Here is a 26,792-nt window from a genome sequence, read left to right on the forward strand (position 1 = left end):
CACCCCGAAGGCCTGATCACGCCCGGCGCGAGGGCCTGATCAGGCCCTCAGCGCCTCGATGTTGGCGGCCCGGCGCGCGAGCACCTCGTCCCGCCGGTCCGCCACCTGCCGCAGCGCGTCCTTCCGCTCCCGCCCGGAGAGCCGGTCCAGATAGAGCTGCCCGGCGCAGTGGTCGGCCTCGTGGGCGAGGCAGCGGGCGAAGTACCCCGTGCCCTCGATGACGACCGGCTGGCCGTCCCTGTCGAATCCGCGTACGACGGCCCGGTCCGGCCGCGGTACGTCCATCGTGGCGCCCGGCACCGACAGGCATCCCTCGCCCTCGTCGAGCAGCCTCCGGTGGGCGGCGTCGAGCGGCTCCAGGACCGGGTTGACGATGTGCCCGACGTGCCGCACCCCGTCGTCGTCCGGGCAGTCGTACACGAACAGCCGCAGGTCGACACCGACCTGGTTCGCCGCGAGTCCGGCTCCGTCCGCGATGTACATGGTCAGGAACATGTCGTCGATGAGTGCGGCGAGGTCAGGCCCGAACTCGGTGACGTCCCGGCAGGGTTTGTGCAGGACCTCCTCGCCGACCTCGGTGATCCGCCGGACCTTCCCCTGCCGGGACTCGGGCGCGAGCCGCGGGTAGGAGTCGACGGGCCGTCCTTGCACGAAGACGCTGGGCATTTTGCTCTCCTCGGGTGTGGGTTGTGGTGACGGGGCACTCATCACAACAGAACCCACGTGCGCGTCCCAGGAGGAGTCCGGCCACACCGGACCGTCGGCGCGGGGTGGACCGGAGGGGCCAGAGGGCCGTCTGAGCCCTGCGGAACGGCTCGGCCCGATCCGGGCACGCCGCGACCCAGAAAGGCCGGGAGACGGCCCGTGAGGGCGGCAGGAGAGGGTGCGGACACACCGCGGGAGGGATGCGGACACGGCGGGAGGGCCACCGCCATCCGTGGCAGTGGCCCTCAAACCCGTGTGCGTGACGTCAGAGGACGCGCACCGCGCCCGACGCCGGGTAACCCGACAGGTCCTGGATGACGACGCCCTTGGACGGGTTGGCCGCGTCCAGGTACTGGCCGTCCCCGATGTAGACACCCACGTGGTACGCGGAGCCCTTGCCACCCCAGTAGAGGATGTCGCCGACCTGGACGCTGGACAGCGGCACGTCCGTGCCCGCCATCGACTGGTCCTGCGAGACGCGCGGCAGGTCCACACCAACCTGCTTGTACGCGGCCTGCACCAGGGAGGAACAGTCCCAGGCGCTGGGACCGGTGGCGCCCATGACGTAGGCGTCGCCCACCTGTGCCTTGAGGAAGGCGATGACGGTCGCGACGCTGCCGCTGGAGGGCGCCGACACCGACGTGGAGGCCGACGCGGAGGCGGAGGCGGAGAGGGTGGCGCGCTCGGCGCTGCGCGTGGCGCGCTCGGCGGCGGCCTTGCGGGCTTCCTCGGCGGCCTTCTTCTTGGCCTCCGCCTTCTTCTTCGCCTCGGCGAGGTCCTTCTTGGCCTCGGTGGCGGCCTTGGCGGCGGCGGCGTCACGCTCGGCGCGCAGTTCGTAGTTCGCGGCCGCCTGCTGGGTGGCGGCTGCGGACTGGGCGACCTGAGTGGACATGTCGGCCGTCAGGGTGGGCAGTTCGATGGTCTGCGTCACCGGCTCGGCGGCGCTCGCCGAGGCCGACGCACCCGCCGCTGCCATGCTGAGGATGCCACCGGTGACTCCGGCACGCACGGCGATCGACGAGGTCGCACTGCGGCGGGGTTTCCGGTGGCTGCGTATGTGAGCGGTGTGGGACATGGGAACAACCGGTACCAGGGGCTCCTTCATATCTTCAAGAAACGTGTGCTGCGCCACAGTTGTTCAATCAGGCCCTCAAAAACCCCGTTCGAGGCCCTTTATTGACGCCGTAACGGACATTGCGGGCGCGCTGTGACCGGCCTGTGATCACGGTCTTTGATCAATACGCCCGAATTGCCCCGCGCCTACCACCGGTTGGTTTGATTGGCCAAGCCCCGTTCTCATGGATCTCTCATCGGTGTGACGGAGGTCACGGAACGGTCGGGCCGGTGGTCGCGTCGCCCGCCGTAGATCACGACCCGGTCACGGCCTCGCGAAGATCGTGAACGGATGCACGCGTCCACACCTCGCTCCCCGAGCCCCCTGACGTGTGAACGCGCCACTATCAAGAGATCAAGTCCATCGCCAATTTGCATGCAAGGGAACTCTCTTGATATTGAGACGACCCCTCCGGCCTGCGCTGACGAGCCAAAATGTCACCTCTCGTGATCACTCGGACGCTTCGAGTGTGAAGATCACCGCTCATCCGACTTCATGATCGATCGTCAGGTGGTGGAGATCACAAAGGTTGAGTAATACCCCGTGTCGCAGATCACAGAGCGACAGGCATAAGATGCACGCGGTTGGGCTTGTGACCTGCTTCACATGTTCCCGATCTTCGCCGGGGCGGGCGGGGTTCGCGGGACGGACGGGGCGGAAGTGAGCCCGATGCAAACCGCCAGCAGTCAGTGCCGACTGAGAGGAGCGAGGAGCGGTGAACGCGTATGCGCCCATCCTCGTACTGGGAGCCCTCGGGGCAGGCTTTGCGATCTTCTCCGTGGTCATGGCCACGTTGATCGGGCCGAAGCGGTACAACCGGGCCAAGCTCGAGGCTTACGAGTGCGGGATCGAGCCGACCCCCACGCCGGCCGGCGGCGGGCGCTTCCCCATCAAGTACTACCTGACGGCGATGCTCTTCATCATTTTCGATATCGAGATCGTCTTCCTCTACCCCTGGGCCGTCACCTTCGACGCCCTGGGGATTTTCGGGCTCGTGGAGATGCTGCTCTTCGTGCTCACCGTCTTCGTCGCGTACGCGTACGTATGGCGGCGCGGCGGCCTGGAATGGGACTGAGGGGCCTTTAGTCATGGGACTCGAAGAAAAGCTGCCGAGCGGATTCCTGCTGACCACCGTCGAGCAGGCCGCGGGCTGGGTGCGCAAGGCGTCGGTCTTCCCCGCCACGTTCGGCCTCGCCTGCTGTGCCATCGAGATGATGACCACCGGCGCCGGCCGCTACGACCTGGCGCGCTTCGGCATGGAGGTCTTCCGGGGCTCGCCCCGGCAGGCGGACCTGATGATCGTCGCCGGCCGGGTCAGCCAGAAGATGGCGCCGGTGCTCAGGCAGGTCTACGACCAGATGCCGAACCCCAAGTGGGTGATCTCCATGGGGGTCTGCGCCTCCTCGGGCGGCATGTTCAACAACTACGCCATCGTCCAGGGCGTCGACCACATCGTGCCGGTCGACATCTATCTCCCCGGCTGCCCGCCACGGCCGGAGATGCTGATGGACGCCATCCTCAAGCTCCACCAGAAGATCCAGACCTCCAAGCTCGGCGTGAACGCCGAGGAGGCGGCCCGCGAGGCGGAGGAGGCGGCGCTCAAGGCCCTGCCCACGATCGAGATGAAGGGGCTGCTGCGATGAGCGACGCGAACGGGGCGAAGGGCCCGAACGACTCGGGCGGCGCCAACCCCGAGAAGGACCTGTCGGCCTCCAACCTCCCCGGCCAGCGCGGCGAGGGGGGCGAGGAGATCCGCGTCCAGCGCGGCATGTTCGGCGCGAACAACGGCGGCGACACCTCCGGCTACGGCGGCCTGGTCCGCTCGGTCCGGCTCCCGGGCCCGGCGAACCGCCCCTACGGCGGCTGGTTCGACGAGGTCGCCGACGAGCTGGAGGGGGCCCTGGAGGAACAGGACCTGCTCCCCGAGAACGTCATCGAGAAGACGGTCGTCGACCGCGACGAGCTGACCTTCCACATCGAGCGCGAGCACCTGGTCCGCGTCGCCCGCACCCTGCGCGACGACCCGGCCCTGCGCTTCGAGCTGTGCACCGGCGTCAGCGGCGTCCACTACCCGAACGACAAGGGCCGCGAGCTGCACGCCGTCTACCACCTGCGCTCGATCACCCACAACAGGCTGATCCGCCTCGAGGTCAGCGCTCCCGACAGCGACCCGCACATCCCGTCGCTGTTCTCCGTCTATCCGACGAACGACTGGCACGAGCGCGAGACGTACGACTTCTTCGGCATCGTCTTCGACGGTCACCCGGCCCTGACGCGGATCATGATGCCGGACGACTGGCAGGGCTTCCCGCAGCGCAAGGACTACCCCCTCGGCGGCATCCCCGTCGAGTACAAGGGCGCCCAGATCCCGGCTCCGGACCAGCGGAGGTCGTACTCATGAGCACTTCGCACGCCTCCCCTCGCGAGACCACCGAGGGCACCGTCTACACCGTCACCGGCGGCGACTGGGACGAGGTCGTCGAGTCGGCGGCCCGCGCCGACGACGAGCGCATCGTCGTCAACATGGGCCCGCAGCACCCGTCCACGCACGGCGTGCTCCGCCTGATCCTGGAGATCGACGGCGAGACCGTCACCGAGGCCCGCTGCGGCATCGGCTACCTGCACACCGGCATCGAGAAGAACCTCGAGTACCGGACGTGGACGCAGGGCACGACGTTCGTGACGCGCATGGACTACCTGACGCCGTTCTTCAACGAGACGGCGTACTGCCTCGGCGTCGAGAAGCTCCTCGGCATCGAGGACCAGATCCCGGACCGGGCCTCGATCATCCGCGTGCTCCTGATGGAGCTGAACCGGCTGTCGTCGCACCTGGTGTGCATCGCCACCGGCGGCATGGAGCTCGGCGCCACCACGGTCATGATCTACGGATTCCGTGATCGTGAACTCATTCTCGATATCTACGAGCTGATCACCGGCCTGCGGATGAACCACGCGTACATCCGCCCCGGCGGACTCGCCCAGGACCTGCCGCCCGGCGCGGTGGACCACATCCGCGAGTTCGTGAAGAAGATGAAGAAGAACCTCCCGGAGTACGACAAGCTCGCCACCGGGAACCCCATCTTCAAGGCCCGTATGCAGGACGTCGGCTATCTGGACCTGGCCGGCTGCATGGCCCTCGGCGCGACGGGCCCGATCCTGCGCTCCACCGGCCTGCCGCACGACCTGCGCAAGACGCAGCCGTACTGCGGCTACGAGACGTACGACTTCGACGTCCCGACCGCCGACACCTGCGACTCCTACGGCCGCTTCCTCATCCGGCTGGAGGAGATGCGCCAGTCGCTCAGGATCGTCGAGCAGTGTCTGGACCGGCTCCAGCCCGGCCCGGTCATGGTCGCCGACAAGAAGATCGCCTGGCCCGCCCAGCTGGCCCTGGGCCCCGACGGCCTCGGCAACTCCCTCGACCACATCAAGAAGATCATGGGCACCTCCATGGAGGCCCTGATCCACCACTTCAAGCTGGTCACCGAGGGCTTCCGCGTCCCGCCGGGACAGGCGTACGCGGCGGTCGAGTCGCCCAAGGGCGAACTCGGGGTGCACGTCGTGTCCGACGGCGGCACCCGCCCCTACCGGGTCCACTTCCGCGACCCGTCCTTCACCAATCTGCAGGCCATGGCGGCGATGTGCGAGGGCGGCCAGGTCGCCGACGTCATCGTCGCCGTCGCGTCCATCGACCCCGTGATGGGAGGCGTCGACCGGTGACCACCTCATCTTCCGAGCGGGGCGTCAGCCTGGGCATGCCCGAACTGCCCGCGCCCGCCTACCCGGACGACGTCCGGGCCCGTCTGGAGACGGACGCGCGCGAGATCATCGCCCGCTACCCGGACTCCCGGTCCGCCCTCCTGCCGCTGCTGCACCTCGTGCAGTCGGAGGAGGGACACGTCACGCGCACGGGAATGCGGTTCTGCGCGGACATCCTCGGCCTGACCACGGCCGAGGTCACCGCGGTCGCCACCTTCTACTCCATGTACCGGCGCCGGCCGAGCGGTGACTACCAGGTCGGGGTGTGCACCAACACCCTGTGTGCCGTGATGGGCGGAGACGCGATCTTCGAGGAGCTCCAGGAGCATCTCGGCGTCGGCAACGGCGAGACCACCGACGACGGCAAGGTCACGCTGGAGCACATCGAGTGCAACGCGGCCTGCGACTTCGCTCCCGTAGTGATGGTCAACTGGGAGTTCTTCGACAACCAGACCCCGGGCAGCGCCAAGCGCCTCGTCGACGACCTGCGCGCGGGCCGGCCGGTCACGCCCACCCGCGGGGCGCCGCTGTGCACCTTCAAGGAGACCGCCCGGGTCCTGGCCGGATTCCCCGACGAGCGGGACGGAGCCGTCGAGTCCGGAGGAAGCGCGGGCCCCGCCTCCCTGATCGGCCTGAAGCTCGCCAAGGGGGAGAGCGCTCCCGCCCGCGTGGTGCATCCGCGCGGTGAGGCGGCCCGCACCGAGACACCTCACGACCCGTCACCGACGGAGCACTTGAGCTCGCACGACGCGCCGCAGGACACGTCGGCCTCCGACCCGTCCCACCCGGCCGGGCCCACCGCCGAGGAGGGGGAGTGATGACCTTGGCACCCGAGCTGAAAGACATGAGCCCCGAGAAGCTGCTCGCACCGGTGCTGTCGGCCTTCTGGGACGAGGACAGGTCCTGGACGCTGGACGTGTACCGAAGGCACGAGGGGTACGAAGGGCTGCGCAAGGCGCTCGCCATGTCGCCGGACGACGTGATCGCGTACGTCAAGGAGTCCGGTCTGCGCGGGCGCGGCGGCGCGGGATTCCCGACGGGGATGAAGTGGCAGTTCATTCCCCAGGGGGACGGCAAGCCGCACTATCTAGTTGTCAACGCCGACGAGTCGGAGCCCGGGACGTGCAAGGACATCCCGCTCCTCTTCGCGAACCCGCATAGCCTCATCGAGGGCATGATCATCGCGTGTTACGCCATCAGGTCTTCGCATGCCTTCATCTATCTGCGTGGTGAAGTCGTCCCAGTACTCCGGCGGTTGCACTCCGCCGTACGCGAGGCGTACGAGGCCGGCTTCCTCGGCGAGAACATCCAGGGCAGCGGACACGACCTCGACATCACCGTGCACGCGGGCGCGGGCGCGTACATCTGCGGTGAGGAGACCGCACTGCTGGACTCGCTCGAAGGCCGCCGGGGTCAACCGCGGCTCCGTCCCCCCTTCCCTGCTGTCGCGGGCCTCTACGCGTGCCCGACTGTGGTGAATAACGTCGAGTCCATCGCGTCGGTTCCCGCGATCATGACCCGGGGCAAAGACTGGTTCCGGTCGATGGGGAGTGAGAAGTCGCCAGGCTTCACGCTCTACTCCCTGTCCGGCCATGTCGCGGGCCCCGGCCAGTACGAGGCGCCGCTCGGGATCACGCTCCGCCAGCTCCTCGACATGAGCGGCGGCATGCGCCCCGGGCACCGCCTCAAGTTCTGGACGCCGGGGGGCTCCTCGACCCCGATGTTCACCGACGAGCATCTCGACGTCCCTCTTGACTACGAAGGAGTGGGCGCCGCGGGTTCCATGCTCGGCACAAAAGCACTCCAGTGCTTCGACGAGACGACCTGCGTCGTGCGGGCCGTCACACGCTGGACGGAGTTCTACGCCCACGAGTCCTGCGGCAAGTGCACGCCCTGCCGCGAAGGCACCTACTGGCTCGTGCAGTTGCTGCGCGACATCGAGGCCGGCAAGGGACGGATGTCCGACCTCGACAAGCTGAACGACATCGCCGACAACATCAACGGCAAGTCCTTCTGCGCCCTCGGCGACGGCGCCGCCTCGCCGATCTTCTCCTCGCTCAAGTACTTCCGCGAGGAGTACGAGCAGCACATCACGGGCCGGGGCTGCCCCTTCGACCCGGCGAAGTCGACGGCCTGGGCCGACCGCACGGAGGTGAACGCATGACCGTGACCACCAGCTCTCCCTCCGGCGGGGGAGAAGCGGCGGTCCCGCCGGAGGACCTCGTGTCGCTGACGATCGACGGCGCCGAGATCAGCGTGCCCAAGGGCACCCTGGTCATCCGGGCCGCCGAACAGCTCGGCATCGAGATCCCCCGGTTCTGCGACCACCCGCTCCTCGATCCGGCCGGCGCCTGCCGCCAGTGCATCGTCGAGGTCGAGGGCCAGCGCAAGCCCATGGCGTCCTGCACCATCACCTGCACCGACGGGATGGTGGTGAAGACCCACCTCACCTCGCCGGTCGCGGAGAAGGCCCAGAAGGGTGTGATGGAGCTCCTGCTCATCAACCACCCGCTGGACTGCCCGGTCTGCGACAAGGGCGGCGAGTGCCCGCTGCAGAACCAGGCCATGTCGCACGGCGACGCCGACTCCCGCTTCGAGGGCCGCAAGCGCACGTACGAGAAGCCCGTGCCGATCTCCACGCAGGTGCTGCTCGACCGTGAGCGCTGCGTGCTGTGCGCCCGCTGTACCCGGTTCTCCAACCAGGTCGCGGGCGACCCGATGATCGAGCTGGTCGAGCGGGGCGCGCTCCAGCAGGTCGGCACCGGCGAGGGCGACCCGTTCGAGTCGTACTTCTCCGGCAACACCATCCAGATCTGCCCGGTCGGCGCGCTGACCTCGGCGGCGTACCGATTCCGTTCCCGCCCCTTCGACCTGGTCTCCTCCCCGTCGGTCTGCGAGCACTGCTCCGGCGGCTGCGCCACGCGCACCGACCACCGGCGCGGCAAGGTCATGCGGCGGCTCGCCGCCAACGACCCCGAGGTCAACGAGGAGTGGATCTGCGACAAGGGGCGGTTCGGGTTCCGGTACGCGCAGCAGCGGGACCGGCTTCAGTCGCCGCTCGTGCGCAACGCCGAGGGCGAGCTCGAACCTGCCTCCTGGCCCGAGGCGCTGCAGATCGCGGCCCAGGGGCTGCTGGCCTCCCGGGGCCGCACCGGTGTCCTGACCGGCGGCCGGCTCACCATCGAGGACGCCTACGCGTACAGCAAGTTCGCGCGCGTGGCGCTCGACACCAACGACGTCGACTTCCGCGCGCGCGTGCACAGCGCCGAGGAGGCCGACTTCCTCGCCGCCCAGGTCGCAGGCCGCGGCCGGGACCTCGACGGTACGGGCGTCACGTACACCGCGCTGGAGAAGGCGCCCGCCGTCCTGCTGGTCGGGTTCGAGGCGGAGGAGGAGGCACCCGGCGTCTTCCTGCGTCTGCGCAAGGCCTGGCGAGGGCACGGGCAGCGGGTCTTCTCGCTGGCCACGCACGCCACCCGCGGTCTGGAGAAGGCCGGTGGCACGCTGCTGCCCGCAGCTCCCGGCACCGAGACCGAGTGGCTGGACGCGCTCGGCAGCGGCGTCGGCCTGGAGGACGAGGGCGCGACGGCCTCCGAGGCGCTGCGTACCGAGGGCGCTGTGATCGTCGTCGGCGAGCGGCTGGCCGCGGTGGCCGGCGGACTCACCGCCGCCGTGCGCACCTCGACGGCCACCGGGGCCCGGCTGGTGTGGATCCCGCGCCGGGCCGGGGAACGCGGCGCGATCGAGGCGGGCGCGCTGCCGTCGCTGCTGCCGGGCGGACGCCCGGCCACCGACCCACGCGCGCGTGACGAGGTCGCCGGCGTCTGGGGCGTGGCCGGTCTCCCGCACCGCTACGGCCGTGACACCGGCCAGATCGTCGAGGCCGCCGCGACCGGCGAGCTCCAGGCCCTGCTGGTGGCGGGCGTGGAGATCGCCGACCTGCCCGACCCGGCACGCGCGCGTGAGGCGCTCGACGAGGTCGGCTTCCTGGTCTCCCTCGAACTGAGGCCCAGCGAGATCAGCCGCGAGGCCGATGTGGTCCTGCCCGTCGGCGCGGTCGCCGAGAAGGCAGGCACCTTCCTCAACTGGGAAGGCCGGGTCCGCTTCTTCGAGGCCGCGCTCAAGCCCGACCAGATGACCCGCCGTCTCGCACCGACCGACGCGCGCGTGCTGCAGATGCTCGCCGACGCCATGGACGTCCACCTCGGGCTGCCGGATCTGCGCACCGTGCGCGCGGAGATCGACCGGCTCGGCGCCTGGGACGGCCCGCGGGCCGGCGAACCCCTGGAGACCGCGGCCGCGCTGCCCCGCCCGGCGGTCGGCGAGGCCGTCCTCGCCGGGCACCGGCTGCTGCTCGACCAGGGTCTCCTCCAGCAGGGCGACGAGGCACTCGCCGGAACCCGGCACGCCGCACGTGCGCGTGTGTCGGCCGCGACAGCGGCTGAGGCGGGCGTCAAGGACGGCGACCTCCTCGCCGTGACCGGCCCTCAGGGCACCGTGGAATTCCCGCTCCAGATCAGTGAGATGCCCGACCGGGTGGTGTGGCTGCCGCTGAACTCCGTCGGCGGCGGCGTCGCCTCCGACACCGGGGCGCGGCCCGGCTCCCTCGTCCGCATCGGCCCGGCGACGCTCGCCGGCGAGGCCCCCAAGGAGGTGGAGGCATGAGCCCGTACCTCGCCGCTGAAGACCTCTCGATGTTCGGCCAGGACCCGTGGTGGCTGGTCGTCATCAAGGCGGTGTTCTGCTTCGCCTTCCTGATGGTGACCGTGCTGGTCTCCATCGTCATGGAGCGCAAGGTCGTCGCCTGGATGCAGCTGCGCGTCGGCCCGAACCGGCACGGCCCCTGGGGCATGCTCCAGTCGCTCGCCGACGGCATCAAGCTCATGCTGAAGGAGGATGTGATCGTCAAGCGCGCGGACAAGGCGGTCTATGTCCTCGCGCCGGTCATCGCGGCCATCCCTGCCTTCATGGCGATCGCGGTGATCCCCTTCGGCCCGGCCGGCAACGAGATCTCGATCTTCGGCCAGCGCACCACGATGCAGCTCACCGACCTGCCGATCGCGATGCTCTACATCCTCGCGGTCGCCTCGGTCGGCATCTACGGCATCGTCCTCGCGGGCTGGAGCTCCGGCTCGACGTACCCGCTGCTGGGCGGCTTGCGCTCCTGCGCGCAGATGATCTCCTACGAGATCGCGATGGGCGCCGCCTTCGCCTCCGTGTTCCTCTACTCGGGGTCTATGTCGACGTCGGCGATCGTGGAGCAGCAGGCCGACCGCTGGTACATCCTGCTGCTGCCCCTCTCCTTCATCCTCTACATCGTCACGATGGTCGGCGAGACCAACCGCGCCCCCTTCGACATGCCGGAGTCCGAGGGTGACCTGGTCGGCGGCTTCAACACCGAGTACTCGTCGATCAAGTTCGCGATGTTCATGCTCGCCGAGTACGTCAACATGGTGACCGTCTCGGCCGTCGCCACCACGCTGTTCCTCGGCGGCTGGCGGGCCCCGTGGCCGATCAGCACCTTCTGGGAGGGCGCGAACCACGGCTGGTGGCCGATGCTCTGGTTCACCGTCAAGGTCCAGCTGCTGCTGTTCATGTTCATCTGGATCCGCGGCACGCTCCCGCGCGTCCGCTACGACCAGCTGATGAAGCTCGGCTGGAAGGTCCTCATCCCGGTCTCGCTGGTGTGGCTGATGCTCGTCGCCACCGTGCGGGCCCTGCGGAACGAGAACTACGACTTCGCCGACATCGTGCTCTACGTCGGCGGCGGTGTGCTGGCCCTGCTGCTGCTCTCCTTCGTCGTCGACATGTTCCGCGAGAAGTCCAAGCAGGCCGAGCGGCCGACCGAGACCCCGGCGGCCTTCGACCCCATGGCGGGCGGATTCCCCGTGCCGCCGCTGCCCGGACAGGAGCTTCCGCCGGCTCCCAGGCGCCGCTCGCGCCGTGAGCGGGAGCTGATTGTCAGTGGTGGGCCCGATACTCAGAGTGACCAATCTGTGGGCGGATCTACGGATGGAAAGGAGGCGTCCGATGGCTGAGGTACCCGAGCGTCCGATGGCTGAGGAACCGAAGGACACCAAGCCCGGTTTCCAGAACCCCGTGGCCGGCTTCGGCGTGACCTTCAAGGCCATGTTCAAGAAGCGGCTGACCGAGCAGTACCCGGAGCAGCAGAAGACCACGGCTCCGCGCTTCCACGGACGGCACCAGCTCAACCGCCATCCGGACGGCCTGGAGAAGTGCGTCGGCTGTGAACTGTGCGCCTGGGCCTGCCCCGCCGACGCCATCTACGTGGAGGGCGCCGACAACACCGACGAGGAGCGCTACTCGCCGGGCGAGCGGTACGGCCGCGTCTACCAGATCAACTACGCCCGCTGCATCCTGTGCGGCCTGTGCATCGAGGCGTGCCCCACACGCGCGCTCACGATGACGAACGAGTTCGAGCTGGCCGACTCCAGCCGGGCCAACCTCATCTACACCAAGGAGCAGCTGCTCGCCGGTCTCGAGGACGGCATGGTCGACTCGCCCCACGCCATCTACCCGGGCACGGACGAACAGGACTACTACCGGGGCCTGGTCACCGAGGCCGCGCCCGGCACGGAGCAGCAGGTCGCCCATTCCAAGGGTGAGGTCGTGCAGGAGTCCGACTCCACCTTCGGCGGGACCGAACCGGCGTCGGAGAAGGTGATCGGCCGATGACCTCCCAGCTCGCCGCCTACTCCACCTCCACGGGAGAGGCCGTACAGTTCTGGATCCTGGGCACTATCGCGGTGATCGGCGCCCTGTGCACCATCCTCATGAAGAGGGCCGTGCACAGCGCCCTCTGCCTCGCCGGAACCATGATCATCCTGGCGGTGTTCTACCTCGCCAACGGCGCCTACTTCCTGGGCGTCGTACAGATCATCGTGTACACCGGCGCGATCATGATGCTGTTCCTGTTCGTGGTGATGCTCGTCGGCGTGACCGCGGCGGACTCCCTGAAGGAGACCATCAAGGGCCAGCGCTGGCTGGCCCTGCTGTGCGGTCTCGGCTTCGGCGTCCTGCTGATCGGCGGCATCGGCAACGCCTCCCTCACGGAGTTCAACGGCATCGGCCAGGCGAACGCCGGCGGAAACGTGGAGGGCATCGCCGCCCTCATCTTCACCAAGTACGTCTTCGCGTTCGAGATCACCGGCGCCCTGCTCATCACGGCCGCTGTCGGCGCCATGGTGCTCACCCACCGCGAGCGCACCGAGCGGGCGAAGACGCAGCGGGAGCTCTCCGAGGAGCGGGTCCGCGCAGGAAAGCAACTGCCGCCTCTGCCTGCCCCCGGTGTGTACGCCCGGCACAACGCGGTCGACATCGCGGGCCTGCTCCCGGACGGCACACCCTCCGAGCTCACCGTCAGCAAGACGCTCCGTGAGCGCGGCCAGATCCGCGACGTGTCGCAGCAGGCGCTCAACGACCTCAAGGCCCTGGAGCAGCGGGCCGAGGACCGTCTGGAGCGCAAGGCGGTCGGGCCGGCCAAGTTCAAGCGGTCCGAGGAGGCGTCGAAGTGAACCCCGTCAACTACCTCTACCTCGCGGCCCTGTTGTTCACGATCGGCGCCACCGGCGTGCTGATCAGGCGCAACGCGATCGTCGTGTTCATGTGCATCGAGCTCATGCTCAACGCCTGCAACCTCGCGTTCGTCGCCTTCTCCCGGATGCACGGCAACCTCGACGGCCAGATCATCGCGTTCTTCACGATGGTCGTCGCCGCCGCCGAGGTCGTGGTCGGGCTCGCGATCATCGTGTCCCTGTTCCGTGCCCGCCACTCGGCCTCGGTCGACGACGCCAGCCTGATGAAGCTGTAAGGGGTCGGAAGAATCGTGGAGAACCTGATTGCGCTGCTGGTGGCGGCGCCCCTGCTCGGAGCGGTGGTCCTGCTGTGCGGCGGACGCCGGCTGGACGCCGTCGGCCACTGGATCGGCACGGCCCTCGCCGCCACTTCCTTCGTGCTCGGCCTGGTGCTGTTCGCCGACATGCTGGGCAAGGACCCGGACCACCGGGAGATGGGCCAGCACCTGTTCAGCTGGATCCCGGTCGAGGGCTTCCAGGCGGACGTCGCCTTCCAGCTCGACCAGCTGTCGATGACGTTCGTCCTGCTGATCTCGGGCGTCGGCTCGCTGATCCATCTCTACTCCGTCGGATACATGGAGCACGACGAGCGGCGCCGCCGCTTCTTCGGCTATCTGAACCTGTTCCTCGCGGCGATGCTGCTGCTCGTCCTCGCCGACAACTACCTGCTGCTGTACGTCGGCTGGGAGGGCGTCGGTCTCGCCTCCTACCTGCTGATCGGCTTCTGGCAGCACAAGCCCAGCGCCGCCACGGCCGCGAAGAAGGCCTTCCTGGTCAACCGCGTCGGCGACATGGGCCTGTCCATCGCGATCATGCTGATGTTCCTGTGGTTCGGCACCTTCGCCTTCGGGCCGGTGCTCGGCAGCCACGAGGAGGCCGGGCTCGCCGGTGCCGCCGGTGAGGACAAGCTGACCGCCATCGCCCTGATGCTGCTGCTCGCGGCCTGCGGCAAGTCCGCCCAGGTGCCGCTGCAGTCCTGGCTCGGGGACGCGATGGAGGGCCCGACCCCGGTCTCGGCCCTCATCCACGCCGCGACCATGGTGACGGCGGGCGTGTACCTGATCGTCCGCTCCGCGGCCGTCTTCAACGGCGCCCCGGACGCGCAGCTGGTCGTCACCGTCGTCGGTGCGGTCACGCTCCTGTTCGGTGCGATCGTCGGTTGCGCGAAGGACGACATCAAGAAGGCACTGGCCGGCTCGACCATGTCGCAGATCGGCTACATGGTGCTCGCCGCGGGCCTCGGCCCCATCGGCTACGTCTTCGCGATCATGCACCTGGTGACGCACGGCTTCTTCAAGGCGGGGCTGTTCCTCGGGGCCGGTTCGGTCATGCACGGCATGAACGACGAAGTGGACATGCGGAAGTACGGCGGCCTCAGGAAGTACATGCCGATCACCTTCGTCACCTTCGGCCTCGGCTATCTGGCGATCATCGGCTTCCCGGGCCTGTCCGGCTTCTTCTCCAAGGACATGATCATCGAGTCGGCGTTCGCCAAGGGCGGCACCGAGGGCTGGATCCTCGGCGGCGTGACCCTGCTGGGCGCGGCCATCACGGCGTTCTACATGACGCGCGTGATGCTGATGACGTTCTTCGGCGAGAAGCGCTGGCAGCCCGACGCGAACGGCCATGAACCGCATCCGCACGAGTCGCCCAAGGTCATGACGATCCCGATGATCGTGCTGGCCGTCGGGTCGGTGGCCGCCGGTGGGTTCTTCAGCATCGGCGACCGCTTCGTGCACTGGCTGGAGCCGATCACCGGGCACAGCCACGGCGATTCGCCGCTCAGCGCCGCCGCTGTCACCGGCGCGACCGTGACCTGCATGGTCATCGGCGTCGCCCTCGCCTGGGCGCAGTACGGACGGCGCCCCGTGCCGGCCGTCGCCCCGCGCGGATCGCTGCTCACCCGGGCCGCCCGGCGCGACCTGCTCCAGGACGACTTCAACCACGTCGTCCTGGTCCGCGGCGGCGAACACCTCACGCGGTCCCTGGTCTACGTCGACCACACCCTGGTCGACGGCGTCGTCAACGGCACGGCGGCCTCGGTCGGCGGCCTCTCCGGGCGGATGCGCAAGCTGCAGAACGGCTTCGCCCGCTCCTACGCGGTCTCGATGTTCGGCGGTGCGGCGGTCCTGGTCGCCGTGACCCTGCTGATGAGGGCGGTCTGATACCGATGTCCTTTCCTCTCCTGACAGCGACAGCGGTGCTCCCGGCCGTCGGGGCGATCGCCACGGCCGCCGTACCGGCCGCGCGGCGCACCGTCGCCAAATGGCTGGCGCTGCTCTTCTCGCTCGCCACGCTCGTCCTGGCGATCACCGTCCTGGTCCGCTTCGACCCGGACGGCGACCGCTACCAGCTCACCGAGTCCCACTCCTGGATCGCCGACTTCGGCGTCCGCTACGAACTGGGCGTGGACGGCATCGCGGTGGCGCTGATCGCGCTCACGGCCTTGCTGATCCCGTTCATCATCCTCGCGGGCTGGCACGACGCCGACCCGCTGGAGACCGGCGCTGCATCTCTCAGCAGCTTCGCTGCGGGCCGGTGGCGGCCGACGCAGGGCTTCTTCGCCCTGATCCTGGCCGTCGAGGCGATGGTGATCATCTCCTTCGAGGCCACCGATGTCTTCCTCTTCTACATCTTCTTCGAAGCCATGCTGATCCCGATGTACTTCCTCATCGGCGGCTTCGGGGACCGTGCACACGAGCACGGTGAGAAGGCGGCGGCGACGCAACGCTCGTACGCGGCGGTGAAGTTCCTGCTCTACAACCTGGTCGGCGGTCTGATCATGCTGGCCGCGGTGATCGGCCTGTACGTGGTCGCCGGGAACTTCTCGCTCACGGAGATCGCCGAGGCCCGGGCCAACGGCTCGCTCGACATGGCGACCAACACCGAACGGTGGCTGTTCCTGGGCTTCTTCTTCGCCTTCGCGGTGAAGGCGCCGCTGTGGCCGCTGCACACCTGGCTGCCCAACGCGATGCAGGAGTCCACCGCCCCGGTCGCCGTCCTCATCACGGCGGTCGTCGACAAGGTCGGCACCTTCGCGATGCTGCGCTTCTGCCTCCAGCTCTTCCCGGAGGCGAGCAAGTGGGCCACGCCCGCGATCCTCGTGCTGGCGCTCATCAGCATCATCTACGGGGCACTGCTCGCGGTCGGCCAGCGCGACATCAAGCGGCTGGTCGCCTACGCGTCGATCTCCCACTTCGGCTTCATCATCATGGGCATCTTCGCGATGACCAGCCAGGGCCAGTCCGGGGCGACGCTCTACATGGTCAACCACGGCATCTCGACCGCCGCGCTGATGCTGGTGGCGGGCTTCCTGATCTCCCGGCGTGGCTCGCGGCTCATCGCCGACTACGGCGGAGTGCAGAAGGTCGCCCCGGTGCTCGCCGGCACGTTCCTGATCGGCGGTCTGGCGACCCTGTCGCTGCCGGGCCTCGCCCCGTTCGTCAGCGAGTTCCTGGTCCTGGTCGGCACGTTCACGCGGTACCCGGTGGTCGGCATCATCGCCACCTTCGGCATCGTCCTGGCCGCGCTCTACACCCTCGTCCTCTACCAGCGGACGATGACGGGCCCGGTGAAACCCGAACTCGCGAAGATGCCGGATCTCCGGGTGCGTGAACTAGTGGTCGTCGCCCCGCTGGTCGTCCTGCTGATCTTCCTGGGCGTCTACCCGAAGCCCCTCACCCAGATCATCGACCCGGCGGTCAAACAGACCATGTCCGACGTACAGCAGAAGGACCCCAAGCCCGAGGTGGAGGCGGCCAAGTGAGCGCAACAGCCGTCCACAGCCTGTGGACAACGGCGGCCGAACCGATCACGAAGATCGACGCGCCGAAGATCGAATACGGGCAGCTCGCCCCCACCCTGATCATCGTCGGCGCGGCGATCGTCGGGATCCTGGTCGAGGCGTTCGTACCGCGCAAGTCCCGTTACTACGTCCAGATGTTCGTGTCCGTCGTCGCGATCGCGGCCGCCTTCGCGGCGGTCGTGGCGCTGGCGGCCGACGGGTACGGCACGACCAAGGCGCACATCGCGGCGATGGGCGCCATCGCCGTCGACGGACCGGCCCTCTTCCTGCAGGGCACGATCCTGCTGGCGGCCCTGGTCGGCCTGTTCACCTTCGCCGAGCGGCGCCTCGACCCGGAGGCGCACGGCAACCGCGTCGACTCCTTCGCCGCGCAGGCCGCTTCCGTGCCGGGCAGCGAGAGCGAGAAGGCCGCGGTCAAGGCCGGGTTCACCACCACCGAGGTGTTCCCGCTGCTGCTGTTCGCCGTCGCCGGCATGCTGGTCTTCCCGGCGGCCAACGACCTGCTGACGCTCTTCGTGGCGCTGGAGGTCTTCTCCCTCCCGCTGTACCTGCTGTGCGCGCTGGCCCGTCGCAAGCGGATGATGTCGCAGGAGGCGGCGGTCAAGTACTTCCTGCTCGGCGCCTTCGCCTCCGCGTTCACCCTGTTCGGCATCGCGCTGCTGTACGGCTACGCGGGCTCGATGTCGTACGCGACGATCGCGCAGGTCGTCGACGGCACGGTGCAGGACGTCAGCCCCGCGCTCGCCGGCACCATGGGCAACGACGCGCTGCTGCTGATCGGCGCCGCGCTGCTCGTGATGGGCCTGCTGTTCAAGGTGGGCGCGGTGCCGTTCCACATGTGGACGCCGGACGTGTACCAGGGCGCGCCGACGCCGGTGACCGGCTTCATGGCGGCGGCGACGAAGGTGGCGGCGTTCGGCGCGCTGCTGCGCGTGCTGTATGTCGTCCTGCCGGGTCTGCGCTGGGACTGGCGGCCGGTGATGTGGGCCGTGGCGATCATCACCATGCTGGGCGGTGCGATCGTCGCGATCACGCAGACCGACATCAAGCGGCTGCTGGCGTACTCGTCGATCGCGCACGCGGGATTCATCCTCGCGGGTGTCATCGCGACCACGCCGGACGGTGTCTCGTCCGTCCTCTTCTACCTGGCGGCGTACTCGTTCGTGACGATCGGCGCCTTCGCGGTGGTCACGCTCGTGAGGGACGCGGGCGGCGAGGCGACACACCTGTCCAAGTGGGCGGGGCTAGGCCGGCGATCTCCGCTGGTGGCGGCCGTCTTCGCGGTGTTCCTGCTGGCCTTCGCGGGCATCCCGCTCACCTCCGGCTTCGCCGGGAAGTTCGCCGTGTTCAAGGCGGCGGCGGAGGGCGGGGCCGCCCCGCTGGTCGTGGTCGGTGTGATCTCGTCGGCGATCGCGGCGTTCTTCTACATCCGCGTCATCGTGCTGATGTTCTTCAGCGAGCCGAAGCCCGAGGGCCCGACGGTGGCCGTGCCGTCGCCGCTGACGATGACGGCGATCGGGGTGGGCGTGGCGGTCACATTGGTGCTCGGTGTGGCGCCGCAGTACTTCCTCGACCTGGCGGGACAGGCGGGAGTCTTCGTGCGCTGACCAGGCGCTTGCCGACGGGCGGCGGCCCGGCGTCCCTTCTAGGGGTGCCGGGCCGCCGCTTTGGGTGTCCGGCGGTTATTCGCCGGCCTTGCGGCGTGCCTTGATCGGGGACGGGTGGGGGCGACCTGTGGATAACTCCGGCCTTGTCGGTGCTGACCCCTATCGTGGACGCAGTGGTCGAGGGACGACGTACGGGGGGCACGACGATGGGTGGGACAGGCGGTATCGCCGAGATGGCAGTGACGCAGAGCGAGGCGCTGGCCACGCTGCACCGGGTCTTCGGGTATGAGGCGTTCCGGGGCGAGCAGGAAGCGGTCATCGAGCACGTGGTCGCGGGCGGTGACTCCGTCGTGCTCATGCCGACCGGTGCCGGAAAGTCCCTGTGCTACCAGGTCCCGGCCCTGGTCAGGCCGGGCACGGGGATTGTCGTCTCGCCTCTCATCGCCCTGATGCAGGACCAGGTCGACGCGCTGCGGGCGCTCGGCGTGCGGGCCGGGTTCGTCAACTCCACGCAGGATTTCGACGAGCGGCGGGTGGTGGAGGCCGAGTTCCTCGCGGGCGAGCTGGACCTGCTGTACCTGGCTCCGGAGCGGCTGCGGCTGGAGAACACGCTCGATCTGCTCTCGCGCGGCAAGATCTCCGTGTTCGCGATCGACGAGGCGCACTGCGTCTCCCAGTGGGGCCACGACTTCCGGCCCGACTACCTGACGCTCTCGCTGCTCGGCGAGCGCTGGCCGGACGTGCCGCGGATCGCGCTCACCGCGACGGCCACGCGTGCCACGCACCAGGAGATCACCGAGCGGCTGAACATGCCGGCGGCCCGCCACTTCGTGGCGAGCTTCGACCGGCCCAACATCCAGTACCGGGTCGTGCCGAAGGCGGACCCCAAGAAGCAGCTGCTGAGCTTCCTGCGCGAGGAGCACGCGGGCGACGCGGGCATCGTCTACTGCCTGTCGCGCAACTCCGTGGAGAAGACCGCCGAGTTCCTGAGCCGCAACGGCGTCGAGGCGGTGCCGTACCACGCGGGCCTGGACGCGGGGACCCGCGCGGCCCACCAGTCCCGCTTCCTGCGGGAGGACGGCCTGGTCGTGGTGGCGACCATCGCCTTCGGCATGGGCATCGACAAGCCGGACGTCCGCTTCGTCGCCCACCTCGATCTGCCCAAGTCGGTCGAGGGCTACTACCAGGAGACGGGCCGGGCCGGCCGTGACGGGCTGCCGTCGACGGCCTGGATGGCCTACGGGCTGAACGACGTCATACAGCAGCGCAAGCTGATCCAGTCCGGCGAGGGCGACGAGGCATTCAGGCGGCGGGCCCAGGCCCACCTGGACTCGATGCTGGCGCTGTGCGAGACCGTCCAGTGCCGCCGGGGCCAGCTCCTCGCGTACTTCGGCCAGGACCCGGACCCGTCCGGCTGCGGCAACTGCGACACCTGCCTCACTCCGCCTGAGACCTGGGACGGCACGGTCGCTGCGCAGAAGGTGCTGTCGACGGTGGTGCGGCTGCAGCGCGAGCGCGGCCAGAAGTTCGGCGCGGTGCAGATCGTCGACATCCTGCTGGGGAAGCGGACCGGCAAGGTGATCCAGTTCGACCACGACCAGCTGTCGGTGTTCGGCATCGGCGAGGAGCTGACCGAGGCCGAGTGGCGCGGTGTCATCCGGCAGCTGCTGGCCCAGGGGCTGCTCGCCGTGGAGGGCGAGTACGGCACGCTGGTGCTCACGGAGGGCAGTGGGACGGTGCTGCGGCGGGAGCAGGACGTGCCGCTGCGCAAGGAGCCGAAGAAGCCGGTGACCTCCCGGTCGGGGTCCTCGTCGTCCTCGGGCTCCGGACGGGGCAAGGGCAAGGCTGCCGCCGCCGAGCTGCCCGAGGCGCTGGTGCCGGCCTTCGAGGCACTGCGCGCCTGGCGGGCCGAGCAGGCACGCGAACAGGGCGTACCGGCCTACGTCATCTTCCACGACGCCACGCTGCGGGAGATCGCCACGGTGTGGCCGGCGTCGGTGGCCGAGCTCGGTGGGATCGGCGGGGTGGGCGAGAAGAAGCTCGCGACCTACGGGGAGGGCGTGCTGGAGGTCCTCACCTCGCTGGGCGGACCGCCCGGCTCGGCTCCAGCCGCGGCCTCCGGCCGGGCTCCGGGACACACCCCCGGCCCCGGTCAGGACCCGGGTGGGCCGGACGACTGGCCGGAGATGACGGAGCCGGAACCCGACTGGATATGAGGCCGGGCTCCGGCCAGGTCACGAAGCTCCGGGGGCACGGACCGGTCACAGCGCCCGTGCCGCGTACGCCCTGACATCCGCGTCGGAGTCCGTCGTCGCAGTGGCCAGGGCCGCGCGGGCCTCCTCGGCGGCGCGGTGCCGGGTCAGTGCCAGGACGGCGGCCTTGCGGACATCGGCGTTGGCGTCCGCGAGTGCCTTGGCGAGGGCGGGGACCGCCACCTCCGGGTCGGCGACGGACAGGGCCGTTGCCGCTCCGGCCCGCACCTGCCAGGCCGGCTCGGACAGTGCTGCCACGGCACGCGTGGTGAGGGGCGCCGGGCAGCCGGTGGTGCCCAAGGCCCCGTAGGCCGCCGCACGCACCAGGGCGTCGGGATCGTCGAGGAGGCCGGTGAGGGCCGCTTCGATCGAGCCGGCGGCGGAATCGGTGCCGGCCGGAAGAACACCGGACAGTCGCTCGGCACCCACCGTGGCCAGCCCCTTGGCGATCGCCACCCGGACCTCGCGGGACGGGTCGGCGACCGCCGCGCGGGCCAGTTCCCCGGCGGCGTCGACCGACACCAGGGCGCGTACGGCCTCGATACGGACGGCGATGTCGGCGTCGGCCAGGGAGTCCGCGAACAGGGCGGCGTCTCCGAGGCGCAGGGCCCGCAACACGTCCAGCGCGGCGGCGCGGACCACCGGGTCGGGCTCGGCCAGGGCGGCGGCGAGGCCGTCCCGCAGGTCGGGCTCGGGCGGGAGCGTCTCGACGAGCTCCCGCAGTGACGCGGCCGCGGCGGCCCGTACCTCGGCGGCGGTGTCGCGCAGGGCGGAGGCGAGGGCGCGGCCGGTCCCAGGCGGCAGCGTCTCGGTGAGTACGGCGACCGCCTCACGCCGGACGGCGGGCACGGGATCGGTCAGGTAGGGCTGAAGGGCGTCGAGTTCGGCCTCCTCATCGGCCAGGGCGACGAGTTCCAGGAGGCGGGCGGAGGACTGTGCGGGGGCGGGAGCGGGGGACGAGGACGGCGCGGTCTGCTGCGACTGCTCAGCACTAGCCGTCCCCACCTGGGCAGCCACCGGAGCCACATCCCGCGGCCCCGCCATCGCCACGTCCTCGGCGTGGACCTCGCCGATCAGACGCGACGGGCCGCCTACGGGGGCGAAGCCGTCGACCGGAACGAGATAGGGAGCCACGGGACGGGCCGTGAACTCCATCGCACCAGAGGGGGACTTGTGCAGATCGAGGTGGTGGAACCAGGACGCGTCGTCGCGCCGGGGGTGGTCGAGGCGGTCGTGGTAGAGGCCCCAGCGGGACTCCGTACGGGCCAGGGAGGATCGGGCGGCCATCTCCGCGCAGTCGCGGATGAAGGTGACCTCCGCGCAGCGCATCAGTTCGTGCGCGGTGTGGGCGCCCATCTCGGCGATGTCGGCGTGCATCCGCTCGAACGCCTCCAGGGCGAGCGACAGCCGGGCGCCGGACTTGGGCGGGGCCACGTAGTCGTTCACGAAGCGGCGCAGCTTGTACTCGACCTGGGGTTGCGGCGGGCCGTCGGGGTTGCGCAGCGGGCGGTAGATCAGCTCGTGCGCCTCCCGGAGCTGCTCGGAAGGCAACTGCCCTTCGTATGGCGCGTACTGGGACGCGTCCGCACCCGCGAGGTCGCCGTAGACGAACGCGCCGATCATGTAGTTGTGCGGGACGCAGGCCAGGTCGCCGGCCGCGTACAGCCGGGGCACGGTCGTCCGGGCGTGGTCGTCCACGCGGACGCCGGAGGCGGAGTGGCCGCCGCAGAGGCCGATCTCGGAGATGTGCATCTCGATGTCGTGGGTGCGGTAGTCGTGCCCGCGCCCGGAGTGGAAGGTGCCGCGGGTCGGGCGTTCGGTGGAGTGGAGGATCGTCTCCAGGGCCGAGACCGACTCCTCGGGGAGGTGGCTCAGTTTCAGGTAGACCGGGCCACGGTCGGACGCGACCTCCGCGGCGAACTCGGCCATCATCTGGCCCGACCAGTAGTCGGAGTCGACGAAGCGCTCGCCGTGCCGGTTGACCTGGTAGCCGCCGAAGGGGTTGGCGACATAGGCGCAGGCCGGGCCGTTGTAGTCCTTGATCAGCGGGTTGATCTGGAAGCACTCGATACCGGTGAGCTCGGCGCCCGCGTGGTAGGCCATGGCGTAGCCGTCGCCCGCGTTGGTGGGGTTCTCGTAGGTGCCGTAGAGGTAGCCGGAGGCGGGCAGGCCGAGGCGGCCGCAGGCGCCGGTGGCGAGGATCACCGCGCCCGCGCGGACCTGGACGAACTGCCCGGTGCGGGTGTTGAAGCCCGCCGCGCCGACCGCGCGCCCCTCGGCGGTGAGGACACGCACCGGCATCACCCGGTTCTCGATGCGGATCCTCTCCCGCATCTCGCGCCGCCGCAGTTGCCGGTACAGGACCTTCTTGACGTCCTTGCCCTCCGGCATCGGCAGCACATAGGAGCCGGAGCGGTGGACCTGGCGGACCGCGTAGTCGCCGTGCTCGTCCTTCTCGAACTTCACGCCGTACGACTCCAGCCGCTGCACCATGCCGAAGCCGCGGGTGGCGGTCTGGCGGACCGTGGACTGGTCGACGATGCCGTCGTTGGCACGGGTGATCTCGGCGACGTAGTCGTCGGGTTCGGCGCGGCCCGGGATGACCGCGTTGTTGACGCCGTCCATGCCCATGGCGAGCGCGCCGGAGTGGCGGACGTGGGCCTTCTCCAGCAGCAGCACGTTCGCGCCGTGCTCGGCGGCGGTCAGCGCGGCCATGGTGCCGGCGGTGCCGCCGCCGATGACGAGGACGTCGCAGGTCAGTTCCTCGGCGTCGGCGAGGGACGGGACGGCCAGGGAGGTGTCCGCAGGGGGGTTCACGGAGGTGGTCACCGGGGTGCCTTTCACGTACCGAGCGAGGTGAGGACGTCGCGCCGCAGGGCCACGCGCGCCGGGTCGTCGTGCGCGCCCCGGTCACGCGGGCGGGGCACGTCCCGTACGGCGGCGAGGCCGCCCGAGCCGAGCAGGGCTACACGGTCGCCGAGGAAGAGGGCCTCGTCCACGTCGTGGGTGACGAAGACGACGGTCGCGCCCGTGCCGTGCAGCACCTCCACCAGCAGGTCCTGCATGCCCGCCCGGGTCTGGGCGTCGAGCGCGCCGAACGGCTCGTCCATCAGGACGGCGCGCGGGCGTGCGGCCAGGGCGCGGGCCAACTGGACGCGCTGGCGCTGCCCGCCGGAGACCCGGTGCGGCAACTGCCGTGCCCGTGTGCCGAGTCCGACCCGCTCCAGCCAGTCCTGGGCCTGTTCCCGGCGCTCGGCTCGGGAGACGCCGTTGATGGCGAGGGGGAGTTCGACGTTGGCGCGCAGGGTGCGCCAGGGGAGCAGGGCGTCCTCCTGGAAGACCAGGGCGCGGTCGGCCCCGGGGCCGGTCAGCGGGTGCCCGTCCTGGGTGATCTCCCCGGAGAGCGGTGGCAGCAGACCGGCCAGGGTGCGCAGGAGGGTCGACTTGCCGCAGCCGGACGGGCCGACGACGGTGAGGATCTCGCCGGGGGCGATGTCCAGGCCGACGTCGTCCAGGGCGGGTGCGCCGGGGCGGCCTAGGGAGGCGCCCGACAGGGTGAGCCGGGTGCCGCGCACCGGCGTCGTGGTGGCATCGGGCTCTGGAGAGCGGCTCCGGACGATCTCGGACGAGGGGCTCCGGACAGCCTCGGACGAGGTGTTCGGGGTGGTCTCAGACGAGGTGCTCATCGCGTGCCTCCTCGGATGTGGGGCCGCCGGATGCGGGGGCCCCGGACACAGGTCCGCCGGATACGGCGGCGGGTGCGGCCGGCGCGGGCTTCGCGAACCGGGAGGGCCGGGCTGGCCGGGGCGGCCGGGCGCCCGGGACGTACGCGGTGCGCGGCAGCCAGCGGGTGAGGCGGCGGCCCAGTACTTCCACGGCGGTGGAGGTCAGCCAGCCGAGCACGCCGATGGTGACCATGCCGACGAACACACCCGGGTAGTCGACGACGGTGTAGTCCTGCCAGGTGCGGTAGCCCACCCCGTACTGGCCGGAGATCATCTCGGCGGAGATCACACAGATCCAGGAGACGCCGATGCCGACGGACAGGCCGCCGAACACGCCGGGCAGCGCGCCCGGCAGGACGACGGAGCCGAGGATCCGCCACCGGCCGCCGCCCATGGTGCGCACGGCCTCCTCCCACATGGGGGTCAGGGCGCGCACCGCGTGCCGGGTGGAGACCAGGACCGGGAAGAAGGCGGCGGTGCAGGTGATGAAGACGATGCCCTGTTCGTTGGAGGGGAAGAGCAGGATCGCGACGGGGACGAGCGCGATGGCCGGGATCGGGCGGATCACCTCCAGCACCGGGCCGAGCAGGTCCTCGGCGAGCCGCGAGCGCGCCACGAACACGCCCGTGGCGACGCCCAGGACGGCGGCCAGCAGGAAGCCGGTGAGGATCCGGGTGAGGCTGTCGGTCAGGTCCGTCCAGTAGTCAGGCCCGGACAGCCGGGCGGCGAAGGCCCGGGCCACGTCGGTGACCGTCGGGAACTGCGAGAAGCGCAGCCACAGGTCGACGTTCAGGCTGGTCAGCGTCTGCCACACGCCGAGGGCGGTGGCCAGGGAGGCCACGCGGAGCGCATAGCGCCTCACGACGCCTGCTCCAGAGCATCGGCGTAGGAGACGACCCGCGCGCCGCCGTGCCCGGCGATGTACGCCTGCGCGGTCTCGGGTGCGACGAAGGGCAGCAGTTTGGAGCCGTTGGCCACCCACACGGCCTTGTCGGCGAACCACAGGGTGCCGGTGGTGGTGTCGGGGACGTAGGCGGCGCGGAGGCCGTCGCGGTGTCCGGCCACGTATTTCAGCAGCTGAGAAGGGGAGGTGAAGGTGACGGTCTTCGAGGCGCCCTTGGGCCAGGCCTCGCTCGCGGCCGGCGCGGGCTTCGTGGCGAGATGCCTGGCGTACGCCGTCGAGCCGAGGGCCTTCTTCACGTACTGGTCGTCGACGAAGGAGTCGACGTCCACGTCGCCGGTGAGCTTCGCCGACTTCAGGATCGAGACGTCCTGCTTCAGGGCGGAGACGAGCCGGGGCTTGATCGCCGGGTCGAAGGTGGCGATGCCGTGAGCGCCGTTGTAGAGGTAGACGACCTCGGCGGGCAGGCCGGTCGCCTTCGCGACCTTCTCGGCGGCGTCCACCGGGTGGTCGTTCAGATAGTCCGTCGCCTGCGCCTGCGCCTTCAGGAACGCGTCCAGCACGGCGGGCCGCTCCTTGGCGAAGTCCTCGCGGGCGGTGACGCCGTGGAAGGTGGGCAGATCCAGCCGGGCCCCGTCGTACAGGGCCTTCGCCTTGCCCTGGTAGGCGAGCAGGCCCGGCCAGGCGACGAACTGGGACAGCGCGTCCGCGCTGCCCGCGGTGAGAGCCGAGGCGCCGACGGAGGGCTGCTGGTTGAGCTTCTCGATGCCGCTGTCCGGGTCGATGCCGGCGCGCTGCAGGGCCCGTACGAGGGTGCCGTCGGCGGCCGAGCCGACGCTCGTGGAGACCTTCTTGCCCTTCAGGTTCTTCAGGGTGGCGAGCTGGGAACCGGGCGCGGTGACGATCGTGTTGAGGCCGCCGCGGAGGTTGTAGCCGGTGACCGAGACCAGGCGGGTGGGGCTGTTCAGCTGCTTGCCGCGGGCCGCGTTGATGAGCAGCGGGAAGTCGCCCATCGAGCCGATGTCGATCTTCCCGGCGGTCATCTGGGCGGTGATGGGGGCGCCGGTGGCGTAGTCCTGCCAGTTCACCTTGTAGGTGATGCCGTCGTGGCGGGCGTTGAGCTGTTTCTCGAAGTAGCCGAGGGAGCGGAGCAGGGTGCCCGCCGTGACGGTGTTGATCGTCCTGGACTGGTAGCCGACGGTGACGGTGACCGTGGAGCCGCTGCCGGCCTCGGCGTCACCGCCGCAGGCGCTGAGCGGGAGCAGGAGGACGACGGCGGACACCGCGACCGCTGTGCGTTTCAGTGCGGTCCGGGACGTGCTGGTTCGG

Annotated in this window: 21 protein-coding genes; 15 read left to right on the forward strand and 6 right to left on the reverse strand. The window is 69.9% G+C overall.

The features are described from left to right. Positions 1-39 precede the first annotated feature (39 nt). Both def and ACIBK5_RS11805 read right to left on the reverse strand, forming a co-directional pair. Positions 40-666: a peptide deformylase gene (gene def / locus ACIBK5_RS11800; RefSeq protein WP_399018631.1), complete on the reverse strand. Its 627-nt coding sequence runs from the start codon at positions 664-666 to the stop codon at positions 40-42. A 304-nt stretch (positions 667-970) separates the two neighbouring features. Further along, positions 971-1,810, reverse strand: coding sequence for a C40 family peptidase (locus ACIBK5_RS11805; protein WP_399018633.1), 840 nt, complete (start codon positions 1,808-1,810; stop codon positions 971-973). 724 nt (positions 1,811-2,534) lie between these two features. Here ACIBK5_RS11805 and ACIBK5_RS11810 point away from each other — a divergent pair. The 15 genes from ACIBK5_RS11810 to recQ all read left to right on the forward strand — a co-directional run bounded on the left by ACIBK5_RS11810 (position 2,535) and on the right by recQ (position 20,801). Beyond that, complete coding sequence (locus tag ACIBK5_RS11810) at positions 2,535-2,894, forward strand: NADH-quinone oxidoreductase subunit A (protein WP_003974383.1); 360 nt, start codon at positions 2,535-2,537, stop codon at positions 2,892-2,894. Positions 2,895-2,907: 13 nt separating this feature from the next. Next, positions 2,908-3,462 (forward strand): NADH-quinone oxidoreductase subunit B family protein, encoded by a 555-nt coding sequence (locus ACIBK5_RS11815; RefSeq protein WP_003998928.1) that lies wholly within the window; start codon positions 2,908-2,910, stop codon positions 3,460-3,462. Beyond that, positions 3,459-4,220 carry an NADH-quinone oxidoreductase subunit C gene (locus ACIBK5_RS11820; protein ID WP_399018636.1) on the forward strand — a complete coding sequence of 254 codons (762 nt, stop codon included), beginning with the start codon at positions 3,459-3,461 and terminating at the stop codon, positions 4,218-4,220. The genes ACIBK5_RS11815 and ACIBK5_RS11820 overlap by 4 nt, the downstream gene beginning before the upstream one ends. Then, the gene (locus ACIBK5_RS11825; RefSeq protein WP_382489191.1) at positions 4,217-5,539 is read left to right on the forward strand and encodes an NADH-quinone oxidoreductase subunit D; all 1,323 of its coding nucleotides are present in this window, start codon (positions 4,217-4,219) and stop codon (positions 5,537-5,539) included. Before ACIBK5_RS11820 ends, ACIBK5_RS11825 begins: the two co-directional genes overlap by 4 nt. After that, positions 5,536-6,396 (forward strand): NADH-quinone oxidoreductase subunit NuoE, encoded by an 861-nt coding sequence (gene nuoE / locus ACIBK5_RS11830; RefSeq protein ID WP_399018638.1) that lies wholly within the window; start codon positions 5,536-5,538, stop codon positions 6,394-6,396. The genes ACIBK5_RS11825 and nuoE overlap by 4 nt, the downstream gene beginning before the upstream one ends. Next, complete coding sequence (gene nuoF, locus ACIBK5_RS11835; RefSeq protein WP_399018639.1) at positions 6,396-7,742, forward strand: NADH-quinone oxidoreductase subunit NuoF; 1,347 nt, start codon at positions 6,396-6,398, stop codon at positions 7,740-7,742. The genes nuoE and nuoF overlap by 1 nt, the downstream gene beginning before the upstream one ends. Continuing rightward, positions 7,739-10,243 carry an NADH-quinone oxidoreductase subunit G gene (locus ACIBK5_RS11840; RefSeq protein WP_399018641.1) on the forward strand — a complete coding sequence of 835 codons (2,505 nt, stop codon included), beginning with the start codon at positions 7,739-7,741 and terminating at the stop codon, positions 10,241-10,243. The genes nuoF and ACIBK5_RS11840 overlap by 4 nt, the downstream gene beginning before the upstream one ends. Continuing rightward, positions 10,240-11,616 (forward strand): NADH-quinone oxidoreductase subunit NuoH, encoded by a 1,377-nt coding sequence (gene nuoH / locus ACIBK5_RS11845; RefSeq protein WP_399018642.1) that lies wholly within the window; start codon positions 10,240-10,242, stop codon positions 11,614-11,616. Before ACIBK5_RS11840 ends, nuoH begins: the two co-directional genes overlap by 4 nt. Positions 11,617-11,632: 16 nt before the next feature. Next, a complete protein-coding gene (gene nuoI / locus ACIBK5_RS11850) occupies positions 11,633-12,274 on the forward strand; it encodes an NADH-quinone oxidoreductase subunit NuoI (RefSeq protein WP_399019182.1) in 642 nt (213 codons plus the stop codon). Next, positions 12,271-13,113, forward strand: a complete 843-nt coding sequence (locus ACIBK5_RS11855; protein ID WP_399018644.1) for an NADH-quinone oxidoreductase subunit J — start codon at positions 12,271-12,273, stop codon at positions 13,111-13,113. Before nuoI ends, ACIBK5_RS11855 begins: the two co-directional genes overlap by 4 nt. Beyond that, a complete protein-coding gene (gene nuoK, locus ACIBK5_RS11860) occupies positions 13,110-13,409 on the forward strand; it encodes an NADH-quinone oxidoreductase subunit NuoK (RefSeq protein WP_003992252.1) in 300 nt (99 codons plus the stop codon). The genes ACIBK5_RS11855 and nuoK overlap by 4 nt, the downstream gene beginning before the upstream one ends. Positions 13,410-13,424: 15 nt before the next feature. Next, complete coding sequence (gene nuoL, locus ACIBK5_RS11865; protein WP_399018646.1) at positions 13,425-15,338, forward strand: NADH-quinone oxidoreductase subunit L; 1,914 nt, start codon at positions 13,425-13,427, stop codon at positions 15,336-15,338. Positions 15,339-15,343: 5 nt separating this feature from the next. After that, the gene (locus tag ACIBK5_RS11870; RefSeq protein WP_399018648.1) at positions 15,344-16,939 is read left to right on the forward strand and encodes an NADH-quinone oxidoreductase subunit M; all 1,596 of its coding nucleotides are present in this window, start codon (positions 15,344-15,346) and stop codon (positions 16,937-16,939) included. After that, positions 16,936-18,585, forward strand: a complete 1,650-nt coding sequence (nuoN, locus tag ACIBK5_RS11875; RefSeq protein WP_399018650.1) for an NADH-quinone oxidoreductase subunit NuoN — start codon at positions 16,936-16,938, stop codon at positions 18,583-18,585. The genes ACIBK5_RS11870 and nuoN overlap by 4 nt, the downstream gene beginning before the upstream one ends. 206 nt (positions 18,586-18,791) lie before the next feature. Then, positions 18,792-20,801 carry a DNA helicase RecQ gene (gene recQ / locus ACIBK5_RS11880; RefSeq protein ID WP_399018652.1) on the forward strand — a complete coding sequence of 670 codons (2,010 nt, stop codon included), beginning with the start codon at positions 18,792-18,794 and terminating at the stop codon, positions 20,799-20,801. 45 nt (positions 20,802-20,846) lie between these two features. On the opposite strand, the gene ACIBK5_RS11885 is transcribed toward recQ, so the two are convergent. The 4 genes from ACIBK5_RS11885 to ACIBK5_RS11900 are packed head-to-tail and all read right to left on the reverse strand — an operon-like array spanning position 20,847 to position 26,767. Next, the gene (locus tag ACIBK5_RS11885) at positions 20,847-23,666 is read right to left on the reverse strand and encodes a fumarate reductase/succinate dehydrogenase flavoprotein subunit (protein ID WP_399018654.1); all 2,820 of its coding nucleotides are present in this window, start codon (positions 23,664-23,666) and stop codon (positions 20,847-20,849) included. Between the two features lie 11 nt (positions 23,667-23,677). Next, positions 23,678-24,523, reverse strand: a complete 846-nt coding sequence (locus ACIBK5_RS11890) for an ABC transporter ATP-binding protein (protein WP_399018656.1) — start codon at positions 24,521-24,523, stop codon at positions 23,678-23,680. Next, the gene (locus ACIBK5_RS11895) at positions 24,507-25,424 is read right to left on the reverse strand and encodes an ABC transporter permease (protein WP_399018658.1); all 918 of its coding nucleotides are present in this window, start codon (positions 25,422-25,424) and stop codon (positions 24,507-24,509) included. Before ACIBK5_RS11895 ends, ACIBK5_RS11890 begins: the two co-directional genes overlap by 17 nt. Continuing rightward, a complete protein-coding gene (locus ACIBK5_RS11900; RefSeq protein WP_399019184.1) occupies positions 25,421-26,767 on the reverse strand; it encodes an ABC transporter substrate-binding protein in 1,347 nt (448 codons plus the stop codon). The genes ACIBK5_RS11895 and ACIBK5_RS11900 overlap by 4 nt, the downstream gene beginning before the upstream one ends. Between the last annotated feature and the right edge of the window lie 25 nt (positions 26,768-26,792).

The sequence above is a fragment of the Streptomyces sp. NPDC050546 genome, from assembly GCF_044457425.1.
Classification (GTDB): domain Bacteria; phylum Actinomycetota; class Actinomycetes; order Streptomycetales; family Streptomycetaceae; genus Streptomyces.

Bases quoted from the DNA above. Each gene is read 5' to 3' on its own strand.
- def (WP_399018631.1), bottom strand. From the start codon at position 666: ATGCCCAGCGTCTTCGTGCAAGGACGGCCCGTCGACTCCTACCCGCGG.
- ACIBK5_RS11805 (WP_399018633.1), bottom strand. From the start codon at position 1,810: ATGAAGGAGCCCCTGGTACCGGTTGTTCCCATGTCCCACACCGCTCAC.
- ACIBK5_RS11815 (WP_003998928.1), top strand. From the start codon at position 2,908: ATGGGACTCGAAGAAAAGCTGCCGAGCGGATTCCTGCTGACCACCGTC.
- ACIBK5_RS11820 (WP_399018636.1), top strand. From the start codon at position 3,459: ATGAGCGACGCGAACGGGGCGAAGGGCCCGAACGACTCGGGCGGCGCC.
- ACIBK5_RS11825 (WP_382489191.1), top strand. From the start codon at position 4,217: ATGAGCACTTCGCACGCCTCCCCTCGCGAGACCACCGAGGGCACCGTC.
- nuoF (WP_399018639.1), top strand. From the start codon at position 6,396: ATGACCTTGGCACCCGAGCTGAAAGACATGAGCCCCGAGAAGCTGCTC.
- ACIBK5_RS11840 (WP_399018641.1), top strand. From the start codon at position 7,739: ATGACCGTGACCACCAGCTCTCCCTCCGGCGGGGGAGAAGCGGCGGTC.
- nuoH (WP_399018642.1), top strand. From the start codon at position 10,240: ATGAGCCCGTACCTCGCCGCTGAAGACCTCTCGATGTTCGGCCAGGAC.
- nuoI (WP_399019182.1), top strand. From the start codon at position 11,633: ATGGCTGAGGAACCGAAGGACACCAAGCCCGGTTTCCAGAACCCCGTG.
- ACIBK5_RS11855 (WP_399018644.1), top strand. From the start codon at position 12,271: ATGACCTCCCAGCTCGCCGCCTACTCCACCTCCACGGGAGAGGCCGTA.
- ACIBK5_RS11870 (WP_399018648.1), top strand. From the start codon at position 15,344: ATGTCCTTTCCTCTCCTGACAGCGACAGCGGTGCTCCCGGCCGTCGGG.
- recQ (WP_399018652.1), top strand. From the start codon at position 18,792: ATGGGTGGGACAGGCGGTATCGCCGAGATGGCAGTGACGCAGAGCGAG.
- ACIBK5_RS11890 (WP_399018656.1), bottom strand. From the start codon at position 24,523: ATGAGCACCTCGTCTGAGACCACCCCGAACACCTCGTCCGAGGCTGTC.